At 45.4% G+C, this 11,739-nt stretch carries 9 protein-coding genes; 2 read left to right on the forward strand and 7 right to left on the reverse strand.

The genetic code is table 11. From position 1 onward, the window contains the following. Positions 1 to 3: 3 nt before the first annotated feature. The 7 genes from AC04MN_RS10520 to AC04MN_RS10550 all read right to left on the reverse strand — a co-directional run bounded on the left by AC04MN_RS10520 (position 4) and on the right by AC04MN_RS10550 (position 9,428). The gene (locus tag AC04MN_RS10520; protein ID WP_475383164.1) at positions 4 to 393 is read right to left on the reverse strand and encodes a hypothetical protein; all 390 of its coding nucleotides are present in this window, start codon (positions 391 to 393) and stop codon (positions 4 to 6) included. 8 nt (positions 394 to 401) lie between these two features. Continuing rightward, on the reverse strand, positions 402 to 1,139 hold the full coding sequence (locus tag AC04MN_RS10525; protein WP_475383165.1) for a hypothetical protein: 738 nt from the start codon (positions 1,137 to 1,139) through the stop codon (positions 402 to 404). A 2-nt stretch (positions 1,140 to 1,141) separates the two neighbouring features. Next, positions 1,142 to 2,455, reverse strand: a complete 1,314-nt coding sequence (locus AC04MN_RS10530; protein WP_475383166.1) for a hypothetical protein — start codon at positions 2,453 to 2,455, stop codon at positions 1,142 to 1,144. Positions 2,456 to 2,629: 174 nt separating this feature from the next. Further along, on the reverse strand, positions 2,630 to 6,091 hold the full coding sequence (locus tag AC04MN_RS10535) for a beta strand repeat-containing protein (RefSeq protein WP_475383167.1): 3,462 nt from the start codon (positions 6,089 to 6,091) through the stop codon (positions 2,630 to 2,632). Positions 6,092 to 6,140: 49 nt separating this feature from the next. Further along, on the reverse strand, positions 6,141 to 6,704 hold the full coding sequence (locus AC04MN_RS10540) for a hypothetical protein (protein WP_475383168.1): 564 nt from the start codon (positions 6,702 to 6,704) through the stop codon (positions 6,141 to 6,143). Next, a complete protein-coding gene (locus AC04MN_RS10545; protein ID WP_475383169.1) occupies positions 6,701 to 7,882 on the reverse strand; it encodes a hypothetical protein in 1,182 nt (393 codons plus the stop codon). The genes AC04MN_RS10540 and AC04MN_RS10545 overlap by 4 nt, the downstream gene beginning before the upstream one ends. Beyond that, positions 7,872 to 9,428: a S8 family serine peptidase gene (locus AC04MN_RS10550; protein WP_475383170.1), complete on the reverse strand. Its 1,557-nt coding sequence runs from the start codon at positions 9,426 to 9,428 to the stop codon at positions 7,872 to 7,874. The genes AC04MN_RS10545 and AC04MN_RS10550 overlap by 11 nt, the downstream gene beginning before the upstream one ends. 171 nt (positions 9,429 to 9,599) lie before the next feature. Between AC04MN_RS10550 and AC04MN_RS10555 the strand changes: the two genes are divergently transcribed. Then, positions 9,600 to 11,240, forward strand: a complete 1,641-nt coding sequence (locus AC04MN_RS10555) for a hypothetical protein (RefSeq protein WP_475383171.1) — start codon at positions 9,600 to 9,602, stop codon at positions 11,238 to 11,240. Further along, the gene (locus AC04MN_RS10560; protein WP_475383172.1) at positions 11,210 to 11,665 is read left to right on the forward strand and encodes a hypothetical protein; all 456 of its coding nucleotides are present in this window, start codon (positions 11,210 to 11,212) and stop codon (positions 11,663 to 11,665) included. Before AC04MN_RS10555 ends, AC04MN_RS10560 begins: the two co-directional genes overlap by 31 nt. The last annotated feature ends 74 nt before the right edge of the window (positions 11,666 to 11,739 follow it).

Consider the following 11,739-nt stretch of genomic DNA (forward strand, 5'->3'; position numbering starts at 1 on the left):
AATCTATCCCTTAAAAGTGGTTCGGCCTTTGAAGTGCGGTGCCCATTTCTTCCACAAAAGCCGCAAGATGAATCCCGCGGCATAGCCTAAAAGAATTCCAGAAAAAGCAAACACAAAGGTTGCTGTTAAGGCGCTCGAAAAATCCTGAAGTGCAGATTTATCAAGATGTTTGCTTTTTAAAAAAATATTTAAAAATAACGGACTGAAGTATCCCAACAAGACCGCAATGGTGGCCGTGAATACTCCTATTATTTGAGGGATGAAGGCCCCTAACACAAGTCCAGAGACTCCAAGCAGGCTCATCATGTCTCCACCCCAAACAACCCCCGTCGCTTGCGCCATCAGCGAAAGACATCCCAAGAAGAACGCAATAAAGTAGTACCACCAGGGCATAATAAAGATTACTGGCAGACGCATTCTTGAGTGTCACAGTTTAGAGTTTTTTGAGGGCCGAAAAATTGAAGACTCTGAACTCCATCGTTAACGAAATCAACGGCCACCTGAGTTTGATCTTTGTATTTTATAGAACTTTTTATCTGATGAAGTTTTAGGGTCGAATCCTTCATTAGCTTTTCAATGACTGCGGGTGAAGGATTGAGTGCTTCCTCTTTGGGTAAGAAAATTCGCTCAGGAAGACCTTCGGCATCAAGTTTATAGTAGCGCATCTCTTTGCTTGAAGACGAGTTGCTTTCATCGGCGGGAATTAAATGAATTCGGCGCTCAGATCCGTCTTTAAGAATAAAATTGTAATTTTCAATTTGTACCTGATCGATTTCAATTCCCACGGCCGTTTTAAGATATTCTAGAAGGCCTTTTGGTGAGCCGATTCCTTGAGCCGCGATTTCAGGGGCACAGTTGCCGAGGGCTTTTCGGAAACTGGCCTCAAAAAGTGATTGAGCTATATCAGGCGTGATCTCTGATCTTTCAGGCGGCGCCTGTTTTTGCTCGGCCGGTTGAAAAACGGATTTTTCAGCGGCAGTCATTTCATTCAAGGATCGTTCGATCAAAGCTTTTTGTTTAATTGGAAATAAAATATGAAGGACATAATAGTCGACGGCAAGTGCGATTACCAAGACTATGGGAATCGCAAAGTGCCAACGAATCGGTTTTGAGTTGTTCGACGGGGGTTCCTTTTTCATCGTTATTCTCCAAAGCTAGGTGACCATGGGTCCCAACTCTGACAAGAGCGAGCTTTGCTCGAAGGCCCTTTGATTTCACCCCAGCGGACTTCCATTGGATCATGTGGGTTGTTCGAAATCAAGCCTAAGAAAAGGCGTCGTTTAAACTCTGCTAAATCGATTTTTTTTCCTACTGCGTAATCGACAGAGCAAAGACTTAAGCTGTTGATGGTTTGAGTCTGCATGTTTTGAGTTTCATAAGCTGCAGAGTTCTTAATGAACGGAAATACTTTGTTTAACTGAAGCATGAGGGCCTCAGAAAGGTCACGACCTTGATTACTAGCTAAAATCTCCTTGTAGGCCTGGCGCAAAGAGATCAAATCATCAAAGACTCGACGATCTCGGTTTGGTGTCGAAAAATTGTCATAAGTGGCATAGTCCATACACTTACCACCTGACGAAGTTAAGTAATCGACGCCTTCTTTGACAGCAACAACACGTCCTTGAACTCCATCACAAACGGTTTTTAGTAAACGTTGTATTTGTTGTAGGTCCGTTTCCGCACGTAAAGCCAGTTTGCTTTGAACCGTTTTTACCCAAGAGGAAAGTGGAATGCGGTATTGTTCTTCACTATAACCTGGCACCGTCCAGACAGGCTTGTTGATGAAGTTCGGCGGTCGAAAGTCACGGAATCCTGCTGTGCCTGCTGCCGAGAAATCACCTTCAAAAACCCATTCTGGGTTTGGCCAGCTTTGACGTTGTTGGATCGTCAATGATGTGCCAGCGCCGACCACGGAGTTGAAAACAAGCCAAGGTACGCCAATGGGAAGAATTTGTTTAACGGTCCAAGAGTGATGATTTTTTGCGGTGGTTTTCATCAATGTACCAGGGCGCACAGCTGCTCGAGTGATCGCGACTGGGTAGGTGTCATTTGCTAATGAACGAGTGCTCATCATATTATAAATATAGACAAGAAACTGGCGCACGCGCTCTGTTTCATTTTTGCCGTCCCAGCGGCTCATTCGATTGCTGATCGTTTTGTCAGTCGTGGTTGGATCTTGAACAACAAAAGGGAGTTTGTTTTCATAGGCAAAAATCAGTCGCATTGAATAGACGGTGTCAGCGCAGTCGACGCGCAGTCCGTAATAAGGATTGCTTTGTCCGTTAGGAAGTTGTGCGCGAGAAAAGAAGTCTATCTGCCAGTTTTGCTCTACCCAATTTGAATAGGCTTGTTCCCATTTTGAATCCCAAGTATTTACGTCGCTCCATACATCGGCACGCACTTGTGCTGAAAGCAGTTGAACTATCAATAGAGTTAGAAACGTGAATAGGCGCATAAATCCCCCAAAGCGCTAGCATCAAGAACGGCAGTGGACTTGATGGCCTGCTAGGGGCTGTTTAAAGGCTAGGCGCGGTGGGATCAATCAAAAGAAGACAACGAGCTGTGTTATTAGATATAAAGCAAATGACTGAGGGAATAGCTTAGAATTAACGCAGGGCGCGCATTAAATTTAGAACGTTTCGAAGGATATTGAATCTAGAAATAGGATATCACTTGCAGCCATGTTCCCTGTGAGGTTGGCGCAACCAGATGCTGGATCAATTTTTAGAGTTCTAGTTCCAAATGTTCCACTGGATAAAATGGGGACAGTGAAATACAAGTTCGAACCCGTCGGAGGACGGAATCCAGATGGTAAGATGAAAACGCAAATTGGAGTGGCGGGAGTCGCTGAGCGAGCCATCGAAGTTGTCACCGAGCCGCGAAGACGAACTATAGAATCTTTGAGGGTGTAGCTCGCCGTTGCATAAGCGCCGTCGGTGCTCCAGTTGGCATCTTGAAACGCTCCATTTACACCGCCTCCAGAAAAAGGATTGATATTGTTTCGGGCTGGAATGGCGGCCCCTGGAAGAGTTTGCCAGTTTAAATTGCCCGTGCCATCAGTCGAAAGCACTTGTCCTGCTGCCCCTGCGGTAGGTGGTAAAACCAGCGCGACATCTGCGGCTAAGTTAGCTGGGGCTCGAACTGATACCACATTGTTACCGTTCGCATTGTTTTCCCGGAAGTTAACTAATGTGTTGTTTGCCATCGTCAGATTTCCGAATAAGCTTCCACCATTAGAACTTAAAACGTCGGTGCAGATAAATCCAGCGGCACTCCAAACTAAGGATTGTCCAACGGTACCGCAGGCTAAATCAAAAAAGTTTCCAGTAGAGTCCACAGCGGCAATTTTTGACGAGGCGGTATTGGTTCCGCTCCAATTCATTTTGGTTCTTGTTACTGCGCCATTTAGAATTTGTAAATTACCAGAGGCCGACAGAGAGGCATCTCCGCTCATTTGAACGCTTCTCATTTGGGTCGAGCCATCATAAATCAAGAACTGACCACCCGTTGTTGGTGTTTGAATTTCAATTCCTTTGATTTTGTTTACTGTTGTCGCATTGATGGGACCACTAACATCACCATTAACGGGACTGGCGGGGCCAAGTTTCGAACTGAAGTTATCGAAATCAGTTTTACTTATTAGACCTGCGGTGACACCAGAATCAGAGGCCATGGGTATAGAAAGAGTGTGAATATTCGAGTTCGAAGAAAACACTGGTGATGTTCCAGAGTTTGTAAAAGCAAAGCTCTGTGAGGCGCCAGTTTGACCATTCAAACTTGAGAGGCCTCCGGTCGATGGTGTAATCCAAGAGAGGATGCCCGAACCATTTGTAGCTAAGACTTGACCAGAAGTACCGTCTGCTGAGGGTAAAGTCCAAATGGTTGCTCCAGCGGCTGCCGCCGGTTGAAAACCGGTATAGCCTGAAGTGGCACCGGTCATGCGGATTGCACCTTTTACATCTAAAGGCGAGGCCGGAGTTGTCGTACCAATTCCAACAAAGCCAGAGGCGCTAATTCGAACTTTTTCGGTGCCGCCGTTTGAAAATCCAATTGTATTTGTGGTGGGTAAAAAGATTCCGGTACCTGTACTTCCAGAAAAACCAAACGAGGGGGAACTTGCGGATCCGGCAAAACCTTTTAAGGTTCCAGTCATGCCAATGGAACCATCCGCTTTAAAATCACCAGTTCCGGTTGGGATCGCCGTATTGCAAACAATAGATCCGGAGCCATCAGAAGTACACATACTGTTGTTGGTAATACCTGCAGAGCCAACAATAGGGATGCTGCCAGCAGAAACGCCTGTATTTAGGATGGCAGAGGTCCCCAGCCCTAAATTAGTTCGAGCCGCCGCAGCTGTGGTCGCCCCAGTGCCGCCATTTGCGATTGGTAAAGTTCCAGACACATCTGTTGAAAGGGCGACAAATGAGTTCACCCAGTTACTACCGTTATAGCGTATCAGTTGTCCCGCAGTGGGGGAGGTGATCGTCGCTGATAACTTTGAATTGAAATTATCGTAGTCTGTCTTACTGATAAGACCAGCTGTCACCGCAGCGGTTGAAGCCATGGGTAAATTTAATGTATGAGTTGTAGAAGCGGCGGCGAAGCTTGGAGCCGTTCCAGCAGACCCAATGGCGAACGTCTGGACAGCTCCAGTTAATCCGTTTAAAGAAGTAATTCCCGAGGCGACGGCAACGCTGGATGCCGAAGTGATACGCCCCTGGGAATCAACGGTAAGTGTAGGAATTTGTGAGGCACTTCCATAAGTTCCTGCAGTGACAGCTGTATTATTTAAGACTAAATTTCCAGCGACGATAGCAAGAGGAGCCGTCGTTCCAAGAGTAGAGTAATTCGAAGCGCCATTTCGCACAACAATCCCAGTTCCGGTGATCGATGTCAGGTCCGAGGCGCTTCCTCCATCGCCAACAATCTTTACGGCTGAACCATCCCAGTATTCCATCTTATTGGTTGTCGAGTTAAACCAGACTTTCCCTTTGTCCGCGGTCACCAGTCCACTGGGAGTAGTGGCGTTGTTCGAGAGATGAAGGCTCGTGTTGGCGTTCATTGTGATATAACCTGAATTTGTCAGGTTTTGGCCATTCATATTCAGAGCACCGCTGAGTGAGCCTCCAGCTTTGGCCAGGTATACAGTTGAAGCATTGTTGATGGTGTCAACCGCCGTCGATATCTGCGACGCCGTTTTTCCACCGACAGAATTGACGGTCGCGGCAACGGATCCCGAACCTGAGGCACTGACATCTCCGGTCAGTGCCGTGAGCGCACTGGCGATTCCGACGTTGTCAGCGCCGCAAGTCCACGCAGTGCCATTCCATTTCAGAATTTCGTTGGTCGTGCAGGCGATATTATTTGGTTTATAGCCAAAATATTTTCCGGTAGCAGAAGTAACTTCGTCGACGTTGTGTCCGTGGACCGACGGAGGATAGCTGGTTGGTTTCCCACTGATATTTGCCCAATCCAAACTTAGGCTCGAAGGTGCGGTACAGGTCAAACTCGTACCATCAAAACCCACAATGCCACTGGCACATGCCGATGCAGGCTTAAGTAGGTATGCTGAAGCTAGCTCGCCGCCAAGGCGATTTGCATTCGAAGAGTTGTAGGACCAGGCTGTGGGCGAAAGTTTTAAGCTAGGGCTCACGACGCGATAAGAAGGTGAAGCTTCATTGTTGTCCATGAAACTGACTCTGACGTACCGGTTGTCTGTAAGACCCGGAGTATAGCTACCGCTTCCTTCACAAGACAAGTTGGCCGTCGAGTTTGAAAAAATGGCCTGCATTTCAATGGCTGCTGCCGGGAAAGCACGACTGCCAGAACCCAAGACAAATGAAAAGTGTCCACCGCTGCCGGTCATATTTGTCGAAGCATGTATCTCGCGGTAAACGACGCATGATTGTGATGGGTTTAAAACTTCAAATTGAAAATGAACGCTGCTTGATTCAAGTGGCGCGGCATCGGACTTCTTGATATCGCCACTGACACTCAAGGCATGCGCCATAGAGGTCGTTCCAACAACAAGCAAAGTGATCGCTAAAATTTGAATCGATCGCAAAATACGATCAGAGATTCCCCAAAGCATAGGTAACTTATCGGAATTATTTAGGGAGAATTAATATCTGTGAGAGCTTTTAATGATTGGTGTACACTCGAACCGTTTCAGATTGAGGAGTTGACCCTGAAACACTGTCTCGAATTTGAACGTTGGCGGTGTAGCCATCCCCGGTTTTGCCCGCTACGGCGGCTTCTGAGGCCGTGGCGCGAACCAACCAGTTCGTTTTCAAATTAAACTGAGCTCGTTTTGATTTACTCGAGATGGATTTAAGGACAGCTCGTAGATCTAATTGAAAAAGTTCTGGAGAGATCTTTCCCGAGGAAAGGTTCGCGTTTGAGGACGAAACAATAAGACTGAATTTTCCATCGCTACAGTCTAAATCAGAACCACTTTCAGCAATAGTTGAAGCTTCCACCCATTGCGAGTTGGAATTAAGAATTTGAATAGAATTGACTTCTTTTTTGCAGATGCCAACAAGGGAAACTTGATTTAAATCCGAGACCGATTGGGACTCTTGAAAGGATATAAAGGTATCAGTATTGAAGCTTGATGTTATTTGCGGAGTGACTTTTGAGCAACCAACTGTCAGCGCAATACCAGCTATTAGTGTTAGTTCTGCGACTATTGCATTGGTTCTCATGGCAAGCCTCGAAGATTGATTTCAGCTAACAGAGTATCATAGCTGTCTCGAAATTGAGGCTCAGAGCTACAAAGGGCCTCGAGCTTTGTTTTTAAACTTGTCCAGGTGTCTTCGCCAGCTAAGAGGGCTAGGTGTCGCACAAATAGTAAATCAAAATTCTTTTTGTCAGTTGCATTTTTACGCGCTTCCCACCAGACCGACGAATAAAGTGATGCCGCAGGAAGCACATATCCCAATGCGCCGCGATCAGAACATGCATTGAACGCCAACGACGCGGTCAGGGATTTATTACTGGCAGGATTTCGACTAACACCACAGTGTTTCATTCCTTCAGGGTTGTTGATCCAAGATTCTCCGATCGTTGAATTCGAAAACTGAGAAAAATACAAAGCAGTTAAATAGTCAGCAGCGCCTTGAACCAGTGCCGGGCCACAAAGGACTTGGGATTTACAACAACCACGAGCACTCAAAAGGCCTTTGTTATTTAGGCACTCGTTCGTCGAACTGGAAAGATTTAAAACGCTTTTTCCGCCACCGGAATAGGCAATCAGAGCCTGGGCTGTAAGTCCTACGACTGCGGTGCCATCCAATCCCATCGCGATGTGAGCGCTATCAGTGGATAGACGAATTTCTTTAGCGGAATGGAAGTAGCCGGATTCAGTATTTGGACTTTGCAGAAGCTTGAGCGCGCGTCCATTCAAGGCAATCGAATTAAATTCGCTAACCATCCAGTTTTTAAAAGTCTGAGCATAATAGTAGGCCGAAACGGCTGCTAGTTTTTCCGGATTTTCTGAATATTTGTACTTCCAGTTGGTTGTTGTCGCATAAATATTTCCCGAAACATCTGTCGCAACAAAGTCCGAGCTTGCCAATGAGTTGGCAGCACTTAGATTTGGAAGTACGACTCCATAATTTTGGGCAACACCCAGTTCATTTTCACTCGCACTTCGTCCCAGTTGTGCAGTAGGGCTTTTCGCATAAATACATGCCGTGGACTCGCTGTCAGTCATACAATTTTTCGAGGAAATAGGAATGCCACTTCCATTCGCAATGCTGGACAACTGCATGTTGGTCATTTCTTTTAATTGAAACTGCTTCGAGCAGTTTTGAAACGCCACGGTTAATATGGTAAGAATTCCTAAAACGGCTGTTAGTTTCATCATGGGCTTAATATTCATCAAATCCCCCTGATGAACTTTGCGAGTAGCCAGTCTTAAGATAGTGTGCAAGGCGATCTAAGGCTAAACTGCGTCCCTCTTTACCAACGTAAGTTAAGGCACTTTCGGTTTTAGCAGTGCGACTTAATAAGCCTTCGATATTAGCCGCCGAGTACGAAACCCCTTGGGTCTTTAGAAATGAAATCGTCAATGCGGCCGCGCCTGCGACAATCGGAGAAGCATACGAAGTACCCTGACCTGAAGAATAGCTGGCTGCGCCTGTGCAGCCTGAGGTCCCCGCAAGGCATGGGTAATAGATGCCTCCTTTTCCTGGAGCGAAAATTTCAACGTAGGTTGCAGAGTAGTTTGAAAAAGAAGACCGCGAACTTGTGCCTGAATCAATACTTCCTACAGAGATAGCTCCCGAGACACTGGCCGCATAAAAAGCAGGTATGATCACCTTCATGCTTGAAATTTCCACGTTTGAATTTCCTGCAGCCACTGCTACAAATATGTTTGCCGAGGCTGCACGTTGAAGGGCATCAAGTAGTGCCGTGCTTGTGGCTTCACCAGCCATTGAAATATTTATGACATCGACTTTTGAAGCAATTGAATAATCGATCGCTTTCACGATATCCGAGATCAGCCCGTTACCGTTTTTGTCTTGGACTTTGATTGGCAAGATCTTAATGTTTTTCCCCATTACGCCGGTGGTGCCGATACTATTGTTACTTTGCGCAGCAATGATTCCAGCAACCGCGGTGCCGTGTCCGAAATCATCTAAAGGGTCGGCATCAAGATTTTTATAGTCGTAGCCGACAACTTTTCCATTAGCATCTTTAAGTACATTGTTTGTTAAATCTGGATGAGTGTAGTCAACACCAGAGTCAATCACGGCAACAACCACCCGGCTAGCAGCTCCAATCCCAGTCATATTAAAAAAATTCATAGCAGCCGGATGCCCGATAGATTTCAAGCCTGACTGAGCTGCATATAAAGAGTCATTAAACTGCTCGGCTGAAAGCTCACCATCGTTGGCGATGCCGCGCACACAGGCATCAGCACTGGCCAAACGCTGAATGTTTTCGATGCTTGAATCCTCAGGCAGAGTCCAAGAGTAGTTTTGAATAGGGATTGATAATGCGGGCTCGGACTGTCTGATCTGTTGGGTCCAGGCCGACGGATTTTCGCAATTGTTGTAAAGAATGACGATTAAGCGCGTGCCTGCAGGCAAAAGAGTCTCGCCAGTTTTTGTTTTTAATCCTAATTTTTCGATGGCGCCAGAATCCGTCAGTGCGGTAGAGGCCGTCTTTAAATCTAATTGAACTTTTTGCTGAACGAACGGATTTTGGTTATTTGTCGATGTTCCCGAAATTCCAGAATTTCTACCTGAATTTCCAGCTGAGGCTTGGGTTCGAACTAACGAGTCCTCGGAACCAGAGAATTCCCTAGAGGATTCCAATGACGACGAGGCATCTAATTTCACTTGTTCACCGCAATTGGTAAACAGGAAGGATGTACTTCCTATGATGATCGTGAAAATAATAACGAACTTAGTGAAACGCAAAACCGCCCCCATCCCCTTGATTTGGACCTAAGTATTATCGGTTATATAGAACTAGGACTTTAGGGAAGAAGTTTTCTGGTCAGTAGTCTTTTCGTTTCAAACTGATACAGGACCTTAAGTTTTTAAAAAAAAATCAGATAAGCATTTGAAGTCTTTGAAAGGATTCCGCATATGTTATTTCGCGAAAGATCATTTCCTGTCTATTTTGTCGGGCTGTGTACTGTCGGTGCATATTGTCTGTATCAGTGGTCTTTTTCTGCTGGGAGCTACTCTGGTGGTCATATCGCCGAAGCTGATTTTGCCTCTCGTGGAGTTGCGATGGCCGAAGAGCAGATAGAGACGGTAGGCTCATGCGGGGCGGAACGTAATTATTTATTAAAAGGAATTACAGCATTGCCGGCAGAATATCGGCAGACGCGTCAGCAGGTGGGATCGTCCCAGATCCCTCGAGCCTGTGTGACCTATATAATGCAAAACTTTATAAATGCAAAGACGACAAAAAGTGGAAGTTATGGGTATTGTGCTACAAAATCTGGGCAGCCAACGCGGGGGGAAGATGGTAGCGGATCTTATATGCCTTGTGTGACCGAATCCTATGTGAACTCAGTCTATAATTCTTTGCTGGATGTTTCGGACTGTTTGAATATTCCAATCAAAGAATTAATGCCAAAGTTAGCAAATGAAAGTGGTCTGCATGTCAACACCCTAGGGCCTGATGCTGACGGTGGGGTTGGGCAACTGACTCGATCAGCTTTACAGTCCGTCTACATGAGGTACGAGAATATTCCTGATCGAGAGTCAACATTAGAATACTATGTTCGGGAAATGGGTAAGAGTGGTAAAAAATCTTGTCAGCGAATTATTGCTCAAAAATCTGCTTATCAGATTGATATACCAGCCGGAAAAAAGAATTGCATGATTCACGAAGAGGATGAAAATTGCTTTAAGCCGTGGATGGTTCAAAGCCGCTGTGAGTTCATGAGTGCTCCAGATAGCCCGCTTCGCAATGTTCTTTTCACTGGGATTTATTATCGTACAATGCTGATCAATGCGACAGGGGTTACTTATCGTGCAGGTGAAGATGTTGTTTGGAAAGACGGCGGTTTTGTAACACTGACTGATCGACTTGATTTCAATGGGTATATTGCTCGTAAACAATTGACAGAGCGTTTGAAAAATTTAGGAATTCGCAATCCTTCGCAGGAAGTGGTTCGTCAGATTCTTGTGGCTTTTGGATTTAACGGAGGGATCGGAACAGGTCAGACTCTTTTGGATAATTATCTGAAGCTTCGTGAAGCGCGCAATTTGCCTTTGAGCGCTGCCGATTTAGATTTCCAGACTGTTTCTATTGCTCCATGGTCAGTTATTTCAAATCCAGTGGCCTTTTTGAATTTGATTGCGAATCCCTCAGAGGATGAATACCAAAAAGGTTTGGGTAAAATCACCGTCGTGAAGGTCGTAAAATTGGATTCTGCCAATTACTTAAAGCAAATGGCAAGTTTGCGTAAAAAAGTTCGCTCGAGCTTAGAAAAATTGGAATCTCAGGGGGATGAAGCCGCTACCAAAAAAGCGAAAGTGGCGTTCATCGATAAAACAGAAGAAATTCGTCGGGCGATCTTGAATGATGTTTTTGATCGTTCAGAATATCTCACTTTGCCCGAGTACATGAGACTAGGGCATGCCTGGACAATTGCCTTTAAAAAAGGTGGTGGTGCTCCAGGATACCTCAGTTTTCTTGCTGGTAAACATAAAGATTTAGTTGGATCAATGGGAGAAGGTGTATGTACGGAAAATCAATACTTGCAGTTCTAGGATTATTTCTTCTATCAGGTTTTGGCTATTACAAGCACGCCGATTACGAAGGTGGATCTGCTTTTGTATATACACTGACGGCATCTAAAGATGTTTCTACGGATGTGACTCGAAAGATCGAATCTTTGCCGGCAGAGTTGACGAAGCTTAAAACTGCAGAACAGAGAGTTGAAAAAATTCGGGATACTCTGGCGTGGATAGAAGCCTTGAGAAAGGCATCAGGGACTCAAAGTATGTCTCGCGAAGTAAGTATGGATTATTTGATCGAGCCGCTGCAGGCCTTTGTACAAAGCGAATACCGCGCAGACAATTGTCCTTACTTTAAGTTATATATTAATTCTCAATATGAACCATCAGAAGATGGGGAAGTCTCGCATCCGTCACTTAAGAGGGCACAAAGAGTTATTGCTTCAGTCTGTCCTTAATTAGGAACCGTAATTAAGTATTTAGGTCCGCATAAAAAATGCCGATAAAAACTCTGTTAAGAGATTATCAATAG

Source organism: Bdellovibrio sp. ZFWA1 (assembly GCF_056175665.1).